The sequence below is a fragment of the Amycolatopsis sp. CA-230715 genome (genome assembly GCF_018736145.1).
GTDB lineage: Bacteria > Actinomycetota > Actinomycetes > Mycobacteriales > Pseudonocardiaceae > Amycolatopsis.
This window is the reverse complement of the sequence record NZ_CP059997.1, coordinates 3,520,236-3,541,107: the sequence shown is the minus strand read 5'-3', so window position 1 is coordinate 3,541,107 and position 20,872 is coordinate 3,520,236. Positions and strand designations below refer to the sequence as shown.

Here is a 20,872-nt window from a genome sequence, read left to right as displayed (position 1 = left end):
AAACCTTGACCGCATCATCGTGGCTGCTGGTGGCGTTTCCCGCCCTCGGCGCGCTCATCCTCCTGGTCGGCGGGAAACGGACGAACGCGTGGGGGCACCTGCTCGGCTGCGCCACCGTCACACTGTCCTTTGTGTACGGAGTGGTGCTGTTCTTCAGTACCACCGGGCAGGACGCGGCGAACCGGGTCACCGACACGAAGCTGTTCTCGTGGATCCCGACCGACGCGCTGCAGGTCGACTTCGGGCTGCGGATCGACCCGCTGTCGGTGACCTTCGTCCTGCTGATCACCGGTGTCGGCGCGCTGATCCACTTCTACTCGATCGGCTACATGTCGCATGACGCCGAGCGGCGGAAGTTCTTCGCCTACTTGAACCTCTTCGTCGCCTCGATGCTGGTCCTGGTGCTGGGCAACAGCTTCGTGACGCTGTACCTCGGCTGGGAGGGCGTCGGCCTCGCCTCGTACCTGCTGATCGGCTTCTGGCAGGACCGCCCGTCCGCGGCCACCGCGGCGAAGAAGGCGTTCCTGATGAACCGCGTCGGTGACGTCGGGCTCGCGATCGCGATCTTCCTGATGTGGAAGTACGTCGGCAGCACCGGCTACACCGAGGTGTTCGCCGCGGTCGGGAACCTGCCCGGCGGCGTGGTCACCGCGATCGGCCTGCTGCTCCTGCTCGGCGCCTGCGGCAAGTCGGGCCAGTTCCCGCTGCAGGCCTGGCTCCCGGACGCGATGGAAGGCCCCACCCCGGTTTCCGCGCTCATCCACGCGGCCACCATGGTCACCGCGGGCGTCTATCTCGTCGCCCGCGCGAACCCGATCTTCAACGAGACCGCCGACGCGCGGCTCGTGGTCACCCTCGTCGGCGCGGTCACGCTGCTGATCGGGTGCGTCATCGGCTGCGCCTACGACGACATCAAGAAGGTGCTCGCCTATTCGACGGTGAGCCAGATCGGCTACATGATGCTGGCGGTCGGCCTCGGCCCGTTCGGCTACGCGCTCGGCATCATGCACCTGCTCACGCACGGCTTCTTCAAGGCGGGCCTGTTCCTCGGCGCCGGTTCGGTCATGCACGCCATGAACGACGAGGTCGACATGCGGAAGTTCGGCGGGCTGTGGCGCAAGATGCCGATCACCTTCGTCACCTTCGGCCTCGGCTACCTCGCGCTGATCGGCTTCCCGTTCCTGTCGGGCTACTTCTCGAAGGACGCGATCATCGAAGCCGCGTTCGGCCAGGAAGGCTGGAAGGGCTGGGTGTTCGGGCTCGCCGCGATGCTCGGCGCCGCGCTCACCGCGTTCTACATGACGCGGCTGGTGCTGATGACGTTCTTCGGCAAGGCGCGCTGGAAGGACATCAAGAGCAGCGACGGCAGGGACTTCCACCCGCACGAATCGCCGTCGAGCATGACCGTGCCGATGATCGTGCTGGCGATCGGCTCGGTCGGCGCCGGTGCCTTCTTCGCGCTCGGCGACCGGCTTTCCGAATGGCTCGCCCCGTCGCTCGGCCCACTGGAGGAGTTCGAGCACACGGTCATCCCGCACGCGGCCATCCCGTGGCTGACCGTCGCGCTGTCCGCGCTCGGCGTGCTGGTCGCCTGGCTCGTCGTCGGCAGGCGGGACACCCCGGTCGAACGCCCGGCGAACGTGTCGTTCCCGGTCCGCGCGGCCCGCAAGGACCTCTACGGCAACGCGCTCAACGAAACCCTGGTCGCCCGTCCTGGCACCTGGCTCGCCCGCGCGCTGGTGTACGTGGACAACCGGGGCGTCGACGGTCTCGTCAACGGGCTCGCCGCCGGTCTCGGCGGCGGATCGGGGCGCCTGCGCCGCATGCAGACCGGTTTCGTCCGCTCCTACGCACTGTCGATGCTCGGGGGCTCGTTCCTGATCATCGCCGCGCTCCTGTTGGTGAGGTTCTCATGACCTGGCTGCTCGTCCTCATCCTGTTGCCGCTCGTCGGCGCGATCGTCCTCAGTGGACTTCGCGGCGACGACAAGCTGGCGACCAGGGTCGCGCTCGGCTTCGGGATCTTGGAGCTGCTGCTGATCATCCCGCTGTGGGCGAGCTACAGCCCCGGTGGCGCCCGGTTGCAGCAGACCACGTCGATGGACTGGATCCCCGGGTTCGGCATCCACATCTCGTTCGGCATGGACGGTATCGCGCTGGTGATGATCGCGGTCATCGCGCTGCTGGTGCCGATCGTGATCGGCGCACTGTCCTCGACGGACAAACTGCCGGAAGGCCGCAGCGCGGGCGGGTTCCTGTCGCTGATCCTGGTGCAGCAGGCGCTGACGATCGCGGTGTTCGCCGCGACCGACGTGTTCCTGTTCTACGTGCTGTTCGAGATCATGCTGATCCCGATGTACTTCCTCATCGGCGGGTACGGCGGCGCGAACCGCCAGTACGCGGCGGTGAAGTTCTTCCTGTACTCGTTCCTCGGCGGCCTGATCATGCTGGCCTCGGCGATCGGCGCGTACTCGCTCGCGTCGGACAAGCTGGGCCAGGGCACGTTCGACTGGGCGACGCTGGTGACCGTGGTGCGGGACGCGCCCGCGAGCACGCAGATCTGGTTGTTCCTCGGCTTCTTCCTCGCCTTCGCGATCAAGGCGCCGCTGGTTCCCTTGCACACCTGGCTTCCCGACGCGGCGGGCCAGGCGCCGATCGGCGTCGCGGTGCTGCTCGTCGGCGTGCTCGACAAGGTCGGCACCTTCGGGTTCCTGCGCTACTGCATCCCGATGTTCCCCGAAGCCAGCAAGACGCTCGCGCCACTCGTGCTGGTGCTGGCCGTGCTCGGGGTGCTCTACGGGTCGATCCTCGCCGCGGGCCAGACCGACATGAAGCGCTTCATCGCGTACGTGTCGATCGCGCACTTCGGGTTCATCGCGCTCGGCATCTTTTCCTTCCCGGTCAACGGAAGCGCTGCCGACGCGGCTTCGGCGGAGCCCGCGATGGTCGGCTCGGTGTCGTACATGCTCAACCACAGCCTCGCCACCGGGATGCTGATCGTGGTGGTCGGCATGATCGTGCGGCGCGGCGGCTCGACCCGGATCTCCGACTACGGCGGGATGGCGAAGGTGACGCCGCTGCTCGGCGGCATGCTGCTGGTCGCCGGACTGTCCACTTTGTCCTTGCCGGGCACGAACTCGTTCATCAGCGAGTTCCTGGTGCTGCTGGGGTCCTTCACCACGCGGCCGGTGTACGCGATCCTCGCGACGATCGGCATGGTGCTGGCCGCGGCGTACGTGCTGTGGCTCTACCAGCGCGTGATGCAGGGCCCGGTCCGCGGTGACGCGATGCTCGGCGCCGGGGGAGGCCCCGGTACCGCGATCGCGCCGGAACTCGGGGCCAAGAAAGGGATCCGCGATCTCGGGGGCAAGGAAATCGCCGTGCTGGCCCCGCTGGTCGTCCTGATCATCGGGCTCGGGTTCTACCCGAAGCCCGTGCTGGACACGATCACCCCATCTGTGCAGGCAACCATGTCCTCGGTTGTCCAGCAGGGAGGCAAGTAACCCATGCTCGACCTTTTCCTCGCGCAGCCCGCGCAGCAGATCACCGCGCCGCCCATCGCGTACGCGGCGATCCTGCCGGTGCTGATCGTGTTCGGTGCGGCGTGCGTCAGCGTGCTGTTCGAGGCGTTCCTGCCCAAGCACATGCGCTGGCCGGGCCAGGTCTTCCTCAGCGTCGTCACGATCGCGGCTGCCGGTGTCTCGCTCGCGCTGTACGCCACTTCGGACAGTGCGCCCAAGCAGGGCCTCACCACGTTGAGCAGGGCGATTTCGGTCGACCGGCCCGCGTTGTTCCTGTGGGGCACGCTGCTCGCGCTGGCGCTCGGCGCGGTGCTGCTGATCGCCGACCGGTCCGTCGAGCCGGGCGGCGCGTTCGTCGCGCAGGCGGCGATCCGGCCCGGCACCATCCAGGACCGCGCGCAGGTCGGCACCACCGGTATGCAGACCGAGGTCTTCCCGCTGACGCTGTTCGCGCTCGGCGGCATGATGACCTTCTGCGCGGCCAACGACCTGCTCACCATGTTCATCGCGCTCGAGGTGCTCAGCCTCCCGCTGTACCTGATGTGCGGCCTCGCGCGCCGTCGTCGCCTGCTTTCGCAGGAGTCGGCCGTGAAGTACTTCCTGCTGGGCGCGTTCTCGTCGGCGTTCTTCCTGTACGGCATCGCGCTGCTCTACGGCTACGCGAACTCCGTCAAGCTCGCCGACATCGCGACCGCGGCCGCGGGCACCGACCGGTCCGACACGATGCTGTTCGCCGGCCTCGGCATGCTCGTCGTCGGCCTGCTGTTCAAGGGCTCGGTCGGCCCGTTCCACACCTGGACGCCGGACGTCTACCAGGGCGCGCCGACCCCGGTCACCGCGTTCATGGCGGCGTGCACCAAGGTCGCCGCGTTCGGCGGGATCCTGCGCGTGCTCACCGTCGGCTTCGAATCGACGAGCTGGGAATGGCGCGGTGTCCTGTGGGGCGTCGCGATCATCTCGATGATCATCGGCGCGGTGCTCGGCCTGACCCAGACCGACGTCAAGCGCATGATCGCGTACTCGTCGATCGCGCACGCCGGGTTCCTGCTCGTCGGCACCATCGCGATGACCGAGAAGGGCCTGTCCGGCACGCTGTTCTACCTGCTGGCCTACGGCTTCACCACGCTCGCGGCGTTCGGCGTGGTGAGCCTGGTCCGCGACGCCAACGGCGAGGCGACGCACCTGTCGGCGTGGGCGGGGCTCGCGAAGCGGTCGCCGCTGCTGGCGGGCGTGTTCACGTTCCTGCTGCTCGCGCTGGCCGGGATCCCGCTGACGAGCGGGTTCGTCGGGAAGTTCGTGGTGTTCTCGGCCGCGCTGTCCGACGGTATGGCCCCGCTGGTCGTGGTCGCGCTGGTGATGAGCGCCGTGGCGGCGTTCTTCTACCTGCGGGTGATCGTGCTGATGTACTTCTCGGAGCCGTCCGAGTCGGGGCCCGCGGTCTCGGTGCCCGGCGCGTTCACCACGGCCGCGATCACCCTCGGCGTGATCGTCACGCTGCTGCTGGGCGTGGTCCCGTCGTTCGCGCTCGACTGGGCGGGCGCGGGCGGCTTCGCGCTCTGACGTTTCCGCTCCGACTCGCGATGCCCCGAAGGTGGCTTTCAGGGACTCAGACGCCCCGAAAGCCACCTTCGGGGCATTGGTTTTTACGGGCGATATCCGGTCGCGTATTCAGATGCAGGACTGTATTTTCGGGGCATGCTGACGTATCGGGTGCTGGTCACGGGCAAGTTCGACCGGCCGGACGAGGAGACCAGGGCGCGGCTGCTGGCGGAGCTGGACAAGGACGGTTTCCCGCAGCTGAAGTTCACCGAGGAAGGCTCGCTGGCCTACAGCGAGCACCTCGGTTCCTTCTCGTTCCGGTGCGTGGTGCTCGCCAAGCCCGGCTCCGGCGCGGACCAGGACGCGAAGGACCAGGCCGAGCTGATGGCGATGGAACGCCTCGATTCGCTCGGCTACCCGTACCGCGACGTCACCTCGGCACCGACCTGCATGGACACCATCAAGATCAACCGCAAGCGCTGAGTCGCTCCGCCGCGCGGAGCGAACCCCGGTCCGGCATACCCCGAAGGCCACCTTCAGGGACTCCAGCGCCACTTTCTCGGCCCTCGCCGGGTATGCGGGCAGGGCTGCGCATGCCCCCGAAGGTGGCTTTCGGGGCACTAGACGCCGCGAATCCACCCCTCGCGCATTCGACCGCCGCGACGCTCGTGCCCCGAAGGTGGCCTTCGGGGCGCTCAAGTCCCCGAAAGCCACTTTCGGGGCATCACGAGATCCCCGCCGAGGCGGCAGAAGCCCTTACGTAGAGCGGAATTCGCGTGGCGCGCAAGGGGAGCGGGGTCAGTCGGCCGGGGCGCGGACGTGGGACTTCACGCCTTGCAGGCCGAATAGGATCAGCAGTTCGACCGCGCCGCCGTCAGCGCTGCCCAGCCAGTGCGGCAGCGACGTGTCGAATTCGGCGGCCTCGCCGGGCGGCAGGACCAGGTCGCGCTCGCCGACCACCAGCCGCAGCTTCCCGTTGAGCACGTACAGCCATTCGAGGCCTTCGTGGGTCTGCGGCGTCGGTTCGAGGGGTTCCGGCCGCGCGGGGATGATCATCTTGAACGCCTGCGTGCCGCCCGGCCGCTTGGACAGCGGGATGAAGACCATGCCGAACTTCCGGATCGGCTTGAGGTGGATCCGCGGGTCGCCGGTGCGCGGCGCGCCGACGAGATCGTCCAGCGGGACGCCGTAGGTGCGGGCCAGCGGCAGCAGCAGTTCCAGCGTCGCCCTGCGCTGACCGCTTTCCAGCCGGGACAGCGTGCTCTCCGAAACCCCGGTCGTCGCCGCGAGATCGGCGAGGGTGACGCCGCGATCCCGGCGCAGCGCGCGCAGCCGCGGTCCCACGACGCCGAGCAGCTCTTCCGTTTCGGGGTCCACGCGACCAGCTTGCCATAACCGCAAGATTCCGTGCCAAACCGAGGCAGGGCTGGCGAGACTGGGCGCATCCCGATCACAAGGAGCCCCGATGAACAGCACGGATGCGGTCGCGTTCTGGGACGGCGTGTACTCGGCGCGTCCCGCGGCCACCGATCCGCGACCGAACGACCGCCTCACCGAAACGGTCGCGAGCCTGCCGCCCGGCGACGTGCTGGACCTCGGCTGCGGCGACGGCGGCGACGCGCTGTGGCTCGCCCGCCGCGGGTGGCGCGTCACCGCCGTCGACATCTCGGCCGTCGCGGTCGAACGGCTCGCCGAGCTGGCCCGGTCGCGTGGCCTGGCTGTCACCGCCGAGCGGCACGACCTGAACGAGTCCTTTCCGGACGGTCGGTTCGACCTGGTGTGCGCCTGCTACTTCCACACCTCGTTCGACCTTGACCGGGCGAAGGTCCTGCGCGCGGCCGCGCACGCGTTGCGGCCCGGCGGGCTGCTGCTGGTCGTCGATCACGGTTCGACCGCGCCGTGGTCGTGGAACTCCGGCGCCGACGTCCGGTACCCGACCCCGCACGAGATCGCCGAGGGCGTCGCACTCGACCCAGCACTGTGGACGGTCGACCGGGCCGACGCGCCCCGCCGGATCGCCACCGGCCCTAGCGGGCGCACCGCCGAGGTCACCGATCACGTCCTGCTCGTCCGCCGCACCGCCTGAGGAGACCGCCGATGCCGACCAAGACCCGCCGCCGCGACACCCCGCCGCCCCGGACCGGGAGCAGCGAAACCGAAGTCCTGCGCGGTTTTCTCGACTACCTCCGCACCTCGATCGCCGCGAAGGTCGACGGCGCGCCCGAACCAGGGGTCCGCACGGCGGGCGTGCCTTCGGGCACGAACCTGCTCGGCCTGCTCACCCACCTGACCTTCGTCGAGCGCGCGACGTTCCTCGGGGACGAGGTCGCGAACTGGCAGGCGACCTTCCACGCCGCGCCGTCGGACAGCGTGGCCGAGGTCGTCGCCCGCTACCGGGAAGCGGTCGAGCGCGCCAACGAAGTGCTCGACGGCTGCACCGATCTCGGCGCGCCCGTGCCGCGGCCGGGACGCGCCGCCCCGAGCGTCCGCTGGGCGCTCACCCACCTGATCGAAGAAACCGGCCGCCACGCCGGTCACGCGGACATCCTCCGCGAACTGATCGACGGCGCCATCGGGCGCTGACGCCGATTTTCCTTGTACAGAACGGAAAAACCATGATCACCGCATCGCGGCGGGCGGTCGCCGCCCTGCTCGCCCTCGTTCTCGTCACCGGCACCGCGGCCTGCTCCGCACCCGCTGCCGACGAGGTCCCCGCCTACGCCGCCGCCACCCACGCCGATCCGAGGTTCACCAACACCTTCCGCCACGAGTTCTCCGATGTGGACGGTGTCCGGATGCACTACGTGAAGGGCGGCAGCGGCACCCCGGTGGTGTTGATCCACGGCTGGCCGCAGACCTGGTACGGCTGGTGGCCGATCATGCCCGCGCTCGCCGAGCACCACACCGTCTACGCGATCGACCTGCCAGGGCTCGGCGACAGCACCGGTTCGCCGACCGGCTACGACAAGGCCACCCTGGCGCGGTACGTGCACACCCTGATCGCCGACCGGCTCGGCGTGCGCGACGCTCGCGTCGTCGGGCACGATTTCGGCGCCGCGGTGGCGTTCCAGTACGCCGCCCAGTTCCCCGCGGACACCGCGCGCCTCAGCTACTTCGACCTGCCGCTCCCCGGGCCCACGATCGACGCGCGCACCTACCGCTCGCTGAGCTGGCACATCGCCTTCCACTCCCAGCGCCGGGTTCCCGAGGCGGTGGTCGGCGACGACGTCCGCGAATACCTGTCGCTGTTCTACCCGCAGGTTTCCTTCGGTGGCACCGCGTTCGGCGGCACCTCGGAGCGCTCCCCGTTCACCGACGCCGAAGTCAGCGAATACGCGCGGACCTACGAACGGCCCGAGGCCCTCTCCGGCGGCTTTGGCCTCTACCGCGCGCTCGACAAGGACGTCAGCGACACCGTGGCGGCGGCACCGGTTCGCGTGCCGACGTTGCTCTTGACCGCGCAGGGCCAGCTCGACGCGATCAGGGCGACCGTGTCCCCGCGCCTGACCGACATCGTGCGGGCGGCGGACGTGCCGAAGGCGGGGCACTGGCTCGTCGAGGAGAACCCGCGGTTCGTCACCGACGAGCTGGAGCGCTTCCTCGGCTGAGTGGATTTTCCCGATACGCCACCCTGACTGACCGTCACGGGCCCCACTCGCTGGGTGAGAAGTGCTGATCTGTCGTGTTCGTCACCCGCACCCGAGACCAGCGGGGGAGAGCCCGCGCGGAGGTTGCCATTACTCTGGCGGCAGACCGTGTACCGGGCTTGAGAGGGCGGGAGCCGACGTGTCAGTCCAGGGTGGCGCCATCGAGGACCTGCGCAAGAGCGTCGGCCTCCGCATCGCCGACGAACCGCTGTTGCGTTCGCTCGCCGACGGCCTCGCCGACGTCGAACGACTCCTGCGGGAGACCGTGCGCAGCGACGTGAAGGCCGTGCACGAGGCGGCGATCCACCTGGTCGAGGCCGGGGGCAAGCGTTTTCGCCCGCTGTTCACGCTGCTCGCGGGCCAGTTCGGCAAGGAGAACTCCCGCGACGTGGTCACCGCGGCCGCCGCGGTCGAGCTGGTGCACCTCGCGACGCTGTACCACGACGACGTGATGGACGAGGCCACCATGCGGCGCGGCGCGCAGAGCGTCAACGCGCGCTGGGACAACACCGTCGCGATCCTCACCGGCGACTTCCTGTTCGCGCACGCCTCGCGGCTCGTCGCCGACCTCGGCACGGACGCGGCCCGCATCATCGCCGAAACCTTCGGCGAACTGGTCACCGGCCAGATGCGCGAGACGGTCGGGCCCGTCGAGGGGGAGGACCCCGTCGCCCACTACCTGACCGTGATCGCGCAGAAGACCGGTTCGCTGATCGCCACCTCTGGCCGGTTCGGCGGCATGCTGTCGAGCGCGGAGCCCGAGCACATCGAGGCGCTGTGCCGGTTCGGCGAGATCATCGGCACCGCGTTCCAGATCTCCGACGACGTCATCGACATCGCCTCGCCGTCTGCGGAATCGGGCAAGTCGCAGGGCACTGACCTGCGAGAAGGCGTCAAAACGCTGCCGATGCTGTACGCGCTCGCCGACGACGGCACCGATCCGAGGCTCGTCGAACTGCTCTCCGGCCCGATCGCCGAGGACGATCTCGTCACCGAGGCGCTGGAATTGCTCCGGGTCTCTTCCGGACTCGAGCGCGCAAGGGCCACCCTTTCCGACTACGCTCGTCGCGCGAGGGCCGAGCTGGCGGCACTGCCCGCCTCCCCGGCACGCGACGCCTGTGAGTCCGTTGCCGACTACCTGGTGGAGCGGACGCGCTGAAGCGGGCCCGACCTCGCGTCATGGGTGGGTCGCCGAGTCGTCACTGACAGTGGCGCCGCTCGGTGGCGGCAGGAAGGAAGTGACCGCGCGAGATGTCCCTTTTCCAGCAGGTCTGGTTGTGGAGTGCGCTGGCGTTCGTGGTGGGAGCCCTGCTGTCCTGGGTCTTCCTGACCAGGCCGGTGCAGAAGCGCAACAGGGAGCTCGAACGGAGACTGGCCGAAGAGACCGCGCGACCCAAGCAGAGCGCCTTCCCGGCGACGGTGGCGGTCGGCGCGGTCGGGGCCGCGGGGGCCGTCGGCGCGGCGGGTGCCTTCTCGAACCCGGGTCCCGAAGCGGACGAGGACGTCGATGAGGCGTTCGCGGCGGCGAACCAGGGCCGGGGTGCGGAGCCGCCGCCGACCAGGACGTTCGAACCGGCGGCCGCCGAGCCGTTCCCGTCGCCCGAGCCGGCCGCACCCGAGCCGGTCGCCGACGAACCCGAGTGGTTCGACCGCGACCTCCCCGCGGACCGCGAGTCCGCGCCCGAGCCCGCGGGGCACGCGCTGTTCGCCGAGGACCCGCCCGAGGGGCCGACCGCCCGCACCAGTGGGGTCGGCTCGGTGCTGGAGCCGGAGCAGCCGGAGCGAGTGCGGTTCGACTTCAACGCCGCCGACGACGCGGCGTTCGAGCGCGTGGAGCACGAGGAGCCATCGAGCTACCGGCTGGAGTCCGAAAAGGACACCGGATCGGCCGAAGAGACTTCGATCTTCCAGTCGATCTCGTCGTCCACCGTGGATGATGAGCCTTCGTCGTACGGATCGGCCGAGGAGACCTCGGTGTTCCAGTCGTCCTCAGTGGACTACGACCACGAAGAAGAGGTCGGCGCTGAACCGGTTTCCGAGGCGCACCAAGGAGAAAGTGGTTCCGCCGAGCCTGGCGCGCTGTTCGCCGAATCCGAACCGACCTCGGTGCTCGACTCGCCGCTCGCCGCGCAGCCGGAGTCCGAAGCAGACTCGAGCTACTCGGATTTCCCCGATGAAGAAGAAGCAACCCCTGCCGGTTCCTCGGTTTTCGAACCGCACGTCAAGCCGCAGCCGAACTCGTTGTTCCAGCCAGCGTCGCAGGACGAAGAACCGCCCGCGTACGCGTTCAGCGCCGGTCCGGAAGCCGAGCAGGACGAGGACGGCAGCGAGTCCGACGGCGTGCCCGACGAGTCGGCTGCCGAAATGACACAGGTGCTGCCGAAGCGGCAACCGCGTCAGTCACCGCCGGGCGGTTTCGACCCGCCGCGCCCGATCCAGCCCTCGATGCGGCCGATCGAACGGCGCGAACCCGAGGGCGGCGGCCACAGCGGATCGCTGTTCGAACCCGCGGTGCCCCCGAACCAGCACGCCCCGGCGCCCGCGGCGGAGCAGGTGCCGCCCGCGCGCGAGCACGGCGGCAGCAGCGTGCCGCCCGGCCCGTTCGGCCCCGGTTCCGCCATGCCGAAGCCTGGTGGCGGCCGCCCGTCCGACGAGTTCACCGTGAAGGCCAGCGTGACCGCGCTGCGGTACTGCTCGGAGGAGTCGCCGCAGTTCCCGCGCATGGTCGCGGAGGTGTGGTTCCGCACCGCCGCCGACGCGGAGCGAGTGGGTTTCCGCCCGGTCACCTAGGTGATGGAGCGGGCGAGCGCGTCGTGGACGAGCAGATACTCGTGGAGGGTCATCTCGCGTTCGGCCACCCTGGCGTCCGCCCAGGTGTGCCAGCGGAGGTGGGCTTCCGCGAGGTCGCATCCGGCGGACGAGGCGATCGACCTCGGCTCCACCCCGGCCAGTACGGCGCGGTGGATCAACGGTGGGAACGCGCGGCGGGTCCAGGAAGTCAGTGAGGCCAGCTCGGCCAGTTCGTCGAGGATGGCGTCCCGATAGGCGTTCTGCCGTTGACGCGGCAGAACTCGTTCGCCGGTTTCCACCGCTGTCCGTACTTCGCTCATCACACGACACCTCATGGGTTGCCGGCCACCTGGCTCTTGGGTACCCACCCGAGCCGGGCCTCACACCCCTTTTCCCGGCTAAGGTCGAATCGTGTCGACAACCCGCGAAACCGAGGTCGTCTGCGTGCCGCGCGACGATCCGCGTCTCTACGCGGGGTACCGCGATCGGTATCCCGCGGACGAGGCCTACCCCGAGCTGCCGTCGACGCGGGTGCTGTGGGTCATCGGGTTCGGCGACCCGGTCGTGGTGGGCCGGGGTGAGCGGCGGTCGTCGTTCGTCGCCGCGCCGCGCGACCGGGTTTCGATGATCGGGGTCGGCGGAGCGCAGCACGGGATCCGGCTGCGGCTCGACCCGTTGGACGCGTTCTCGCTCTTCGGGACGCCGATGCGCGCGCTCGGCACCGAGTTTCCCGAGATCGGTGCCGTGCTCGGCCGTGCGGGCACGGACCTGACCGAGCGGCTCTCCGAAACACCGGGCTGGCCCGGCCGGTTCGAGGTCCTCGACGCGGCGCTCGCGCGGTTGCGCGCACGCGGCCCGCGACCGGATCCCGGTGTGGCGTGGGCGTGGCGGCGGATCGTGGCGACCGCGGGCGCGGTCCGGATCTCCGGGCTGGCCGACGAACTGGGCATGAGCAGGCGGCACCTCGCGCGCCGGTTCCACGACCAGGTCGGTATGGCGCCGAAAACCGCGGCGAGGGTGCTGCGGTTCGAACGGGCCGCCGAGCTCGTCGCCGACCCGTCGCGCCCGTTCGCGCAGGTCGCCGCCGAGACCGGGTACGCCGACCAAGCGCATTTCGCCCGCGAACTGCGCGCGTTGACGCTGCGCACGCCCGGCGAGCTGAGGTCCCAAACGTTCAAGCCGTGACCGGCGGCGCGGCCCTACGGTGCGGGCATGGACAAGTTCGGATCGGATCGGGTCGTGCCGGTCATGTACGCCGGTCTCGTGTGCACCGTCGTCGTCGCGGTGCTCCCGTTGTTCGCCGGGGACGTGCTGGGGCGGCACCTCCGCGACGTTTACACCGGGTACGTCGACGCCGCGAACATCGGCTCGACCGAGACCGTGGTGCTGGGGTACCTGGTGGCGATCGGCGTGCTGGGCGCGCTCGCCTGGCTCTGGAGCATCCGGGCCGTGCGGCGGCGCGGTCCCCGCGCCCGCGCGGTCGTGATCACCGCGTTCGCCGTCGCGACCTGTCTCGCGGTGGCGAACCTCTTCGTCGGCGAATACGGAAAGCCGCTCGTGCCCGCCCTTTTCGGCCTGCTCGGACTCGTGCCGTGCGCGGTCGGCCTCGCCGCGCTCGTCCTGCTGTGGCGTTCGCCGATCCTGTCAAGCCCGCGCGGCTGAAACCAGGCGAGTTGTCCACACTCGCACTCCACTGTGGACAACTCGCGTTCGCGACCCCGTTCGCTCTTCGGGGGCGGTAGAGTGGGCTGGGGCCGCCCCCCAGGGAGTGGTGGGGGATTGCACAGTGGTGGGGATGCATTAGGTGGCGCGGCGTTCGTGTTCTCGTGTGTGTGCGGGTCTGGCGGGTTGCATCCCGTGGTGGCGGGCGAAGGTTCAGGTCGGCGTTCCGTAGCGGGTGGCGATCGCGGTGGCTCGGTCGTGCAGCGAAGTGCGCAACCAGTGCGGGGTAAGGACTTCCGCGTTCGTGGCGAGTTGCCACAGGGCCCATTCGGCGTGCCTCGAATCCTGGAACGTCACCTCGATCCGCAGCCAGCCGTCGGAGTCGGTTTCTTCGGCGCGGACGGCCAGCGCGGTGCCCACCAGGTCCCCGCGCCGCGCCGGGTCCACCCGTACCCGCACGCCGACCTGTTCGCCGCCGGTGCGGAACCGCGTGCTGCGCTCCTGCCAGATCCGGCCGAGGTCGACCCGGTCCGGTCGCTGCGCGGGATCGGCGAGTTCCGCCGCGGCCAGCACCCTGGACAGCCGGTACGTGCGGTCCGCGCCGGACCTCGTGGCGAGCAGGTAGCCGTGGCCGCGCACGGTGACCAGGCCGATCGGGTCCACCGTGCGCCACTCCGGGAGCTCGCCGTGCGCCTCGTAGTGGATGCGCAGCTTGTGCCCGGCGAACACCGCGCGCCGGATCTCGGCCACCACGGCGTCGGGCACCTCCTCGTCGACCACGCGGCGCGAGAGGAGGTCGGTTTCGGGGTCGATGAGCAACCGCTGGACCGCACCGGCCGCGGTGGCCCGGTAGTCCTCCGGCAGCGCGTCGACCACCTTGCGCATGGCCGAGGCGAGCGCCGAGCCGAGGCCGAACACCTGCGCGCCGCGCCGTGATCCGGCGACCAGCAGCGCGAGCGCCTCGTCGTGGTTCAGCCCGGTGAGCTCCGTGGAAAAACCGGGCAGCAGCGCGAAACCGCCGTGCCTGCCGCGTTCGGCGTAGACCGGAACACCCGCCGCGGACAGCGCTTCGATATCACGCAACACGGTGCGAGTGGACACTTCCAGCTCGCGGGCCAGCCTGACCGCGGACAGCCGGCCGTGCTGGCGCAGCAGCAGAACCAGCGAGACCAACCGGTCGGCACGCATGCGAAAACCCTACCGGGAATACACGACAGGAGATGTCGTGATTCGTTGGAAGGCTTGCCCCGTACCAAGATCCAGGAAAGCGAACGGAGCTGTGGCAGTGGAAAGAACGGCAGTCAACCCGGTGACGTGGTCGGCGGAGCTCGGGTTCAACCAGGGGGAGGTCGTCTCCGGGCACACCCGCACCCTGTACTGCTCCGGGCAGACCGCGATGGACGGCGACGGCAAACCCCAGCACGACGGCGACATGGCGGCCCAGCTCGCACTGAGCCTCGACAACGTGGAGGCCGTGCTCGGCGGGGCGGGCATGTCGCTGGCGAACCTCGTCCGGCTCAACGTCTACACCACCGACGTCGACGTGCTGTTCGGGCACTACGGCGTACTGGCGGCGCGGCTCGGCGCCGCCGGGGTGGCACCGACCACCACGATGCTCGGGGTGACGAGGCTGGCGATCCCCGGCCAGCTCGTCGAACTGGAAGGCACCGCCGTCGCGTGACGCCCGGCCGCTCGTGCCGGTCCGAACGGTACGAACGGTACGAGCGGTCACCGTGCGACGCGGAACCCCACGTCGTCGATCCGGAACGTCGGGTGGCTGCGCCGCCGCACGGACGCCCGGCAGCTCCAGTGCTCGTCGGACCAGCCGCCGCCGCGCAGCACCCGGTAAGTGCCGTACACCTCCGGGTCGTAGCGGTCCCAGCACCAGTCCCACGCGTTGCCCAGCATGTCGTGCAGGCCCCACGCGTTGGGCCGTTTCCCGCCCACGTCGTGGATCCGCTCGGCGGAATTGCCGCGGTACCAGGCGATTTCGTCGAGCGGGCCGTACCGGGGGCCGGTGCTGCCCGCGCGGCAGGCGTACTCCCACTCGGCCTCGGTCGGTAGCCGGTACCCGTCGGCGGCCCGATCCCATTCGGGCTCCTCGCCCGCCAGCGAGTACGCGGGCGCCAGCCCTTCCCGCCGCGACAAGGTGTTGCAGAACCGCACCGCGTCCTGCCACGAAACACCTTCGACCGGCAACAGCTCACCGGCGGTCGCGCTCGGCCGCTCGCCGGTGACTTCGGCGTACCACGCCTGCGTGACCGGGAACGCGGCCAGCCGGAACGGCGCGACCTCGACCGTCCAGCTCCGCTGCGTGCGCCGGTCCGACAGCGTCACCGCCCCCGGCGGGACGGCGACCAGCCCGGCTAGGCGACCGTCCAGGTGTCCTTACCTCGCAGAAGTCCTTGCAGGTCAGGGGTTTTCGCGGCCTGCGCCTGCTCGACCTGTGCGCGGGCCTGGTCGTCGTAGGTGGGCCTGCTGACCTGGCGGAAGATCCCGGTCGGCGTGTGGTGCAGGTCCTGGTCGCCGAGGCGGGACAGCGCGAACGCGTAACTGGTGTCCATAATGGACGGATCGTGGGTGACCAGGTTCGCCTCGCCGATCTCGGAGACCTTGGCGACTTCGAGGCCGCCCCAGCCGCCGCGCGTGACGCCGTACTCCTGCTCGGGACCGAACCGGATCGGCTCGCCCGCGCGCAGCGGGATGATCCGCCGCGCCGCCTCGTCCTTGTCCTTCAGCACGTCGAACGCGCCGTCGTTGAAGATCGGGCAGTTCTGGTAGATCTCCACCAGCGCCGACCCGCGGTGCCGCGCGGCCGCGGTGAGGACCTCGGTCAGCCCGGCGCGGTCGGAGTCCAGCGCCCTGCCGACGAACGTGGCCTCGGCCCCGAGCGCCAGCGAAAGCGGGTTGAACGGGGTGTCCACGGAGCCCATCGGCGTCGACTTCGTGACCATGCCCTGGTCCGAGGTCGGCGAGTACTGGCCCTTGGTGAGCCCGTAGATCCGGTTGTTGAACAGCAGGATCTTCAGGTTCACGTTGCGCCGCAACGCGTGGATCAGGTGGTTGCCGCCGATCGACAGCGCGTCGCCGTCACCGGTCACGACCCACACCGACAGGTCGGGCCGCGTGGTCGCGAGCCCGGTCGCGATCGACGGGGCGCGCCCGTGGATCGAGTGCATGCCGTAGGTGTTGAGGTAGTACGGGAACCGCGACGAGCACCCGATGCCCGAGATGAACACGATGTTCTCGCGCTTGAGGCCGAGCGTGGGCAGGAACGACTGCACCGCGTTCAGCACCACGTAGTCGCCGCAGCCGGGACACCAGCGGACTTCCTGATCGCTCTTGTAGTCCTTCGCCTTCTGCGGCTCGTCCGTCGCAGGCACCAGGTCCTGCCCGCCGAGCGCGGGAAGGCCAAGGTCGGTGGCCGTCATGCGGAGGCCTCCTCGGTGGTCGCGGTGATGATGTCGGTGAAGACGTGCTGCAGTTCTTCCGCCTTGAACGGCAGGCCCGCCACCTTCGTGTAGCTCTGGATGTCGATCAGGAAGCGTGCCCTCAGTAACATCGCCAGCTGGCCGAGGTTCATTTCCGGGACCACGACCTTGTCGTACGACTTGAGAATGTCGCCGAGGTTCGACGGCATCGGGTTCAGGTGGCGCAGGTGCGCCTGCGCGATCGGCAGACCGCCCTTGCGGACGCGGCGGCACGCGGCCCCGATCGGCCCGAACGACGAGCCCCAGCCCAGCGCCAGCACGCGCGCCTTGCCCCCGGAAGGATCGTCGACGACGAGATCGGGCACGTCGATGCCGTCGACCTTCGCCTGCCGCAGCCGCACCATCTTGTCGTGGTTGTCGGGGTCGTACGAGATGTGCCCGGTGCCGTCGGCCTTTTCCAGCCCGCCGATCCGGTGCTGCAACCCCGGCGTGCCGGGAAGCGCCCACGCGCGGGCGAGGGTTTCGGGATCCCTTACGTAGGGCCAAAACTCGTCGGAACCGTCGCCCGCGTTCGGCTCGGAAGCGAAGGTGACCTTCAGATCGGGCAGCGAAGCCACGTCGGGGATCAGCCACGGCTCGCTGCCGTTGGCGATCGCGCCGTCGGACAGCAGCAGCACCGGGGTGCGGTAGGTGAGCGCGATCCGGGTGGCTTCGAGCGCGGCGTCGAAGCAGTCCGCGGGCGACAGCGGCGCCACGATCGGCACCGGCGATTCGCCGTTGCGGCCGAACATCGCCTGCAGCAGATCGGCCTGCTCGGTCTTCGTCGGCAGCCCGGTGGACGGGCCGCCGCGCTGCACGTCGATGACCACGAGCGGGAGTTCGGTCATCACGCCGAGCCCGATCGTCTCGGACTTCAGCGCGACACCCGGGCCCGAGGTCGACGTGACGCCGAGCGCGCCGCCGTAGGACGCGCCGAGCGCGGCGCCGATCCCGGCGATCTCGTCCTCGGCCTGGAAGGTGAGGATGCCGAAGTTCTTGTGCTTCGACAGCTCGTGCAGCACGTCGGAGGCCGGGGTGATCGGGTAGGTGCCGAGCAGGATCCGCAGGCCGCTCTGCTGACCGGCGGCGACGAGCCCGTACGCGAGCGCGGTGTTGCCGGTGATCTGCCGGTAGGTGCCCTTGGCGAGCTTCGCGGGCGCCACCTCGAAGGTGGTGGCGAACGACTCGGTGGTCTCGCCGTAGTTCCAGCCCGCGCGGAACGCCAGGATGTTGGCCTCGGCGATGTCCGGCTTCTTCGCGAACTTCTCGCGGAGGAACCGTTCGGTGCCCTCGGTCGGCCGGTGGTACATCCAGGACAGCAGGCCGAGCGCGAACATGTTCTTGCAGCGCTCGGCGTCCTTCTTGCCGAGACCGGTGTCCGCGAGCGCGCCCTGGGTCAGTGTCGACATGGCGACCTCGTGTACGCCGAACGGTTCGAGCGAGCCGTCCTGCAGGGGGTCGCTGGCGTAGCCGACCTTCGTCAGGTTGCGCTTCGAGAACTCGTCGGTGTTCACGATGACGGTGCCGCCGTGCGGCACGTCGCCGAGGTTGGCCTTGAGCGCGGCCGGGTTCATCGCGACGAGCACGTCCGGCCGGTCGCCGGGGGTGAGGATGTCGTAGTCGGCGAAGTGGACCTGGAAGCTCGACACGCCGGGGATGGTGCCTTGCGGCGCCCTGATCTCGGCGGGGAAGTTCGGCATCGTGGACAGGTCGTTGCCGAAGGCCGCGGCCTCGGAGGTGAACCTGTCACCGGTCAGCTGCATGCCGTCACCGGAGTCGCCCGCGAACCGGATGACGACCCGGTCCAGCTGGCTGATTTCGGTGGTTCGGGTCGCCGACAGGGCACCGTTGCCGCTGCCGTTCGCGCTCGCACTCATGGGGCTGGGAATCCCTCTCTCCCGGCTAGCTGCAGTGGACGATCCGGTCGCCCATACCTCGACATTACTTGGTGTTTCTCTGGAGGGGGTGGCGGTGTGACCTGATTTACCTGTAACCGATGGTAATAGTAACTTTCCGCTGGTGGGTGCGGCCTTGATCTCACGGACGGTACGCCCGGCGTCTCACTCTCCGGGAACGCCCAATCTAGGGACTGGGGTTATTTCCTGTGTATCCGCGCGCGCATCGCGGCGAGGCGCGCGGCGAAGGCCGGGGAGTCGACCGACTCGAGCTGCGGCGCCAGTTCGACGTCCACGGCCTCGGCGTGCGCGATGTCCGTGCGGGTCCTGCGCATCGACCGCTTCGTCGCGAGCACCAGTTCCCTCGGCGCCTCGACCGCCGGTCGCGCGAACGCCAGCGCGGTGCCGAGGAGCGCGTCGTGATCGCCGTCCACTGTGCGCAGCACCAGCCCCGCGCTCGCGGCGGCTTCGGCGTCGAGCACCTCGCCGAACAGGGTCATCGCGGCGGCCCGCTGCGCGCCGACCGCGCGCTGCAGCATCCACGTCATCCCGCCGCCGGGGTGCAGGCCGAGTTCGAGGAACCGGGCCACGAACTTCGCCCGCGGCCCGGCGATCCTGACGTCGGCGGCGAGCGCGAGGTTCAGCCCAGCGCCGACCGCCGCGCCGCCCACCGCGGCGATCGTCGGCAGCTCGCAGTTCGCCACCGCGAGGAACCCTTCGTACACGCGGCGCAGCCCGGTTTCCTTCGCGTCGCCGAGATGGGCGAGATCGGCGCCCGCGCAGAACGCGGGCGGCGCGCCGGTCACGACGAGCGCGTGCACGGCCTCGTCGCGCTCCGCCTCGGCGACGGCGGCGCTGAGCTGGTCGGACAGGTCGAGGGTGAGCGCGTTGCGGGTGTCCGGCGCTTCGATGGTCAGCACCGCGACGCCGTCGGCGCGCTCGCTGCGGATCCGATCGGTCATGCCCCGCACTCTCTCAGGTGCCCGGGGTTGGCGGGCGGTCCAGCATTCGGGACAGCACCACGGTGGACACCGTCCGGTCGATGATCTCCAGCCCGCGCAGGCGTTCGAGGGCGGTTTCGAGCTGGTGGATGTCGGCGGCGCGCAGGTGCACGATGGCGTCCGCGGCGCCGGTCACGGTGTACGCGGCGACGACCTCCGGCAGCGGTTCGAGGCGTGCCCTGATCCTCGCCGGGGTCACGTTGCCCTGGCAGTGCACCTCGACGAAGGCCTCGGTGCCCCAGCCGAGCGCCTCCGGGTCGACGACCGCCGTGAAGCCGCGGAGCACCCCGGTTTCCAGGAGCCGGTCGACGCGGCGCTTCACCGCGGGCGCCGACAGCCCGACGACCTTGCCGATATCCGCGTAGCTGGAGCGCGCGTTCGCGACGAGGCACGAAATGATTCGCTGGTCGATCGAGTTCACACGCAATGTTTAGCAGGTATGTGCGCATGAAACCTTGATTGCTTGCATCTGGATCGAGCAATACCGTTGAGTCATGACGGTTGAGGGGATGCTCGAAGTGACGCGGGTTCCGACCACCCGCCGCTACCTGATGTGCCCGCCGCGGTTCTTCGCGGTCGACTACGTGATCAACCCCTGGATGGACCCGAGCCAGCCGGTCGACACCGACCTCGCGATGGCGCAGTGGACCGAGCTCAGGGACACCTACCGGCGCCTCGGCCACACCGTGGAGGAGATCGCCGCGGAGCCCGGCCTTCCCGACATGGTGTTCGCCGCCAACTCCGGCACCGTGATCGACGGCCGCGTGCTGGGCTCGCGGTTCCGCGCGCCGCAGCGCGCCGCCGAGGCGGAGCACTTCCGCCGGTGGTTCGTGGAGCACGGCTACCGCGACCTGACCATGCCCACCAAGATCAACGAGGCCGAGGGCGACTTCGCCTGGACGGGCAAGCTGCTGCTCGCGGGCACCGGTTTCCGCACCGACCCCGCCGCGCACGCCGAAGCGCAGGAGGTGCTCGGCGTCCCGGTGGTTTCGCTGCGGCTGACCGATCCGCGCTACTACCACCTCGACACCGCGCTGTTCGTGCTCGCCGAGGCGACCGATACCGCGCCCGCGCAGATCGCGTACTACCCGGAGGCCTTCTCCGCGGGATCTCGCCGGGTGCTTTCGCGGCTCTTCCCGGACGCGGTGCTCGCCGACGAAGCGGACGCGTCGTGCTTCGGGCTCAACGCCGTTTCCGACGGGCGCAACGTGGTGCTGCCGCTCGAAGCGGTGTCGCTCGCGGACCGGCTCGCCGCGCGGGGGTACGAGCCCGTGCTGCTGGACATCTCGGAGCTGCGCAAGGCCGGCGGCGGCCCGAAGTGCTGCACCCTCGAAATCCGCAAGTGAGG

At 69.8% G+C, this 20,872-nt stretch carries 21 protein-coding genes; 13 read left to right on the top strand and 8 right to left on the bottom strand.

The genetic code is table 11. From position 1 onward, the window contains the following. The first annotated feature begins 5 nt into the window (after nt 1-5). The 4 genes from nuoL (at nt 6) to HUW46_RS16405 (ending at nt 5,542) form a co-directional block, all read left to right on the top strand. A complete protein-coding gene (gene nuoL, locus HUW46_RS16420) occupies nt 6-1,916 on the top strand; it encodes an NADH-quinone oxidoreductase subunit L (RefSeq protein ID WP_215548100.1) in 1,911 nt (636 codons plus the stop codon). Next, nucleotides 1,913-3,502, top strand: a complete 1,590-nt coding sequence (locus HUW46_RS16415; RefSeq protein WP_215548099.1) for an NADH-quinone oxidoreductase subunit M — start codon at nt 1,913-1,915, stop codon at nt 3,500-3,502. Before nuoL ends, HUW46_RS16415 begins: the two co-directional genes overlap by 4 nt. Before the next feature lie 3 nt (nt 3,503-3,505). Continuing rightward, nucleotides 3,506-5,080 (top strand): NADH-quinone oxidoreductase subunit NuoN, encoded by a 1,575-nt coding sequence (gene nuoN / locus HUW46_RS16410; RefSeq protein ID WP_215548098.1) that lies wholly within the window; start codon nt 3,506-3,508, stop codon nt 5,078-5,080. A gap of 135 nt (nt 5,081-5,215) precedes the next feature. After that, nucleotides 5,216-5,542: a DUF6204 family protein gene (locus tag HUW46_RS16405; RefSeq protein ID WP_215548097.1), complete on the top strand. Its 327-nt coding sequence runs from the start codon at nt 5,216-5,218 to the stop codon at nt 5,540-5,542. A gap of 315 nt (nt 5,543-5,857) precedes the next feature. On the opposite strand, the gene HUW46_RS16400 is transcribed toward HUW46_RS16405, so the two are convergent. Beyond that, entirely contained in the window at nt 5,858-6,436 is a 579-nt protein-coding gene (locus tag HUW46_RS16400; RefSeq protein ID WP_215548096.1) for a helix-turn-helix domain-containing protein, read from the bottom strand. 88 nt (nt 6,437-6,524) lie between these two features. Here HUW46_RS16400 and HUW46_RS16395 point away from each other — a divergent pair, with 88 nt between their 5' ends. From HUW46_RS16395 to HUW46_RS16375, 5 genes are all read left to right on the top strand, one after another. Beyond that, a complete protein-coding gene (locus HUW46_RS16395; RefSeq protein ID WP_215548095.1) occupies nt 6,525-7,145 on the top strand; it encodes a class I SAM-dependent methyltransferase in 621 nt (206 codons plus the stop codon). An 11-nt stretch (nt 7,146-7,156) separates the two neighbouring features. After that, nucleotides 7,157-7,642 (top strand): DinB family protein, encoded by a 486-nt coding sequence (locus HUW46_RS16390; RefSeq protein WP_215548094.1) that lies wholly within the window; start codon nt 7,157-7,159, stop codon nt 7,640-7,642. A gap of 32 nt (nt 7,643-7,674) precedes the next feature. Then, nucleotides 7,675-8,667: an alpha/beta fold hydrolase gene (locus HUW46_RS16385; RefSeq protein ID WP_215548093.1), complete on the top strand. Its 993-nt coding sequence runs from the start codon at nt 7,675-7,677 to the stop codon at nt 8,665-8,667. Nucleotides 8,668-8,845: 178 nt separating this feature from the next. Further along, complete coding sequence (locus HUW46_RS16380; protein WP_215548092.1) at nt 8,846-9,865, top strand: polyprenyl synthetase family protein; 1,020 nt, start codon at nt 8,846-8,848, stop codon at nt 9,863-9,865. Nucleotides 9,866-9,957: 92 nt separating this feature from the next. Continuing rightward, on the top strand, nt 9,958-11,496 hold the full coding sequence (locus HUW46_RS16375; RefSeq protein WP_215548091.1) for a sunset domain-containing protein: 1,539 nt from the start codon (nt 9,958-9,960) through the stop codon (nt 11,494-11,496). Here HUW46_RS16375 and HUW46_RS16370 read toward each other — a convergent pair. Beyond that, complete coding sequence (locus HUW46_RS16370; RefSeq protein WP_215548090.1) at nt 11,493-11,816, bottom strand: hypothetical protein; 324 nt, start codon at nt 11,814-11,816, stop codon at nt 11,493-11,495. The genes HUW46_RS16375 and HUW46_RS16370 overlap by 4 nt on opposite strands. 91 nt (nt 11,817-11,907) lie before the next feature. Between HUW46_RS16370 and HUW46_RS16365 the strand changes: the two genes are divergently transcribed. Both HUW46_RS16365 and HUW46_RS16360 read left to right on the top strand, forming a co-directional pair. Beyond that, nucleotides 11,908-12,681 (top strand): helix-turn-helix domain-containing protein, encoded by a 774-nt coding sequence (locus HUW46_RS16365; RefSeq protein WP_215548089.1) that lies wholly within the window; start codon nt 11,908-11,910, stop codon nt 12,679-12,681. A 27-nt stretch (nt 12,682-12,708) separates the two neighbouring features. Beyond that, entirely contained in the window at nt 12,709-13,158 is a 450-nt protein-coding gene (locus HUW46_RS16360; RefSeq protein WP_215548088.1) for a hypothetical protein, read from the top strand. A 213-nt stretch (nt 13,159-13,371) separates the two neighbouring features. Here the strand turns inward: HUW46_RS16360 and HUW46_RS16355 are convergent, their stop codons facing one another. Next, a complete protein-coding gene (locus tag HUW46_RS16355) occupies nt 13,372-14,346 on the bottom strand; it encodes a helix-turn-helix transcriptional regulator (protein ID WP_215548087.1) in 975 nt (324 codons plus the stop codon). A gap of 97 nt (nt 14,347-14,443) precedes the next feature. Here HUW46_RS16355 and HUW46_RS16350 point away from each other — a divergent pair, with 97 nt between their 5' ends. Then, the gene (locus HUW46_RS16350) at nt 14,444-14,839 is read left to right on the top strand and encodes a RidA family protein (RefSeq protein ID WP_215548086.1); all 396 of its coding nucleotides are present in this window, start codon (nt 14,444-14,446) and stop codon (nt 14,837-14,839) included. Between the two features lie 47 nt (nt 14,840-14,886). On the opposite strand, the gene HUW46_RS16345 is transcribed toward HUW46_RS16350, so the two are convergent. The 5 genes from HUW46_RS16345 to HUW46_RS16325 all read right to left on the bottom strand — a co-directional run bounded on the left by HUW46_RS16345 (nt 14,887) and on the right by HUW46_RS16325 (nt 19,945). Continuing rightward, nucleotides 14,887-15,519 (bottom strand): formylglycine-generating enzyme family protein, encoded by a 633-nt coding sequence (locus HUW46_RS16345; RefSeq protein WP_215549910.1) that lies wholly within the window; start codon nt 15,517-15,519, stop codon nt 14,887-14,889. Nucleotides 15,520-15,524: 5 nt separating this feature from the next. Then, nucleotides 15,525-16,589 carry a 2-oxoacid:ferredoxin oxidoreductase subunit beta gene (locus tag HUW46_RS16340; RefSeq protein WP_215548085.1) on the bottom strand — a complete coding sequence of 355 codons (1,065 nt, stop codon included), beginning with the start codon at nt 16,587-16,589 and terminating at the stop codon, nt 15,525-15,527. Further along, nucleotides 16,586-18,505, bottom strand: a complete 1,920-nt coding sequence (locus HUW46_RS16335; RefSeq protein ID WP_215548084.1) for a 2-oxoacid:acceptor oxidoreductase subunit alpha — start codon at nt 18,503-18,505, stop codon at nt 16,586-16,588. Before HUW46_RS16335 ends, HUW46_RS16340 begins: the two co-directional genes overlap by 4 nt. A 218-nt stretch (nt 18,506-18,723) precedes the next feature. Then, complete coding sequence (locus HUW46_RS16330) at nt 18,724-19,485, bottom strand: enoyl-CoA hydratase (RefSeq protein WP_215548083.1); 762 nt, start codon at nt 19,483-19,485, stop codon at nt 18,724-18,726. Between the two features lie 13 nt (nt 19,486-19,498). Next, nucleotides 19,499-19,945: an Lrp/AsnC family transcriptional regulator gene (locus HUW46_RS16325; RefSeq protein WP_215548082.1), complete on the bottom strand. Its 447-nt coding sequence runs from the start codon at nt 19,943-19,945 to the stop codon at nt 19,499-19,501. A gap of 73 nt (nt 19,946-20,018) precedes the next feature. Here HUW46_RS16325 and ddaH point away from each other — a divergent pair, with 73 nt between their 5' ends. After that, nucleotides 20,019-20,870, top strand: a complete 852-nt coding sequence (ddaH, locus tag HUW46_RS16320) for a dimethylargininase (protein ID WP_442860942.1) — start codon at nt 20,019-20,021, stop codon at nt 20,868-20,870. Nucleotides 20,871-20,872 lie beyond the last annotated feature (2 nt).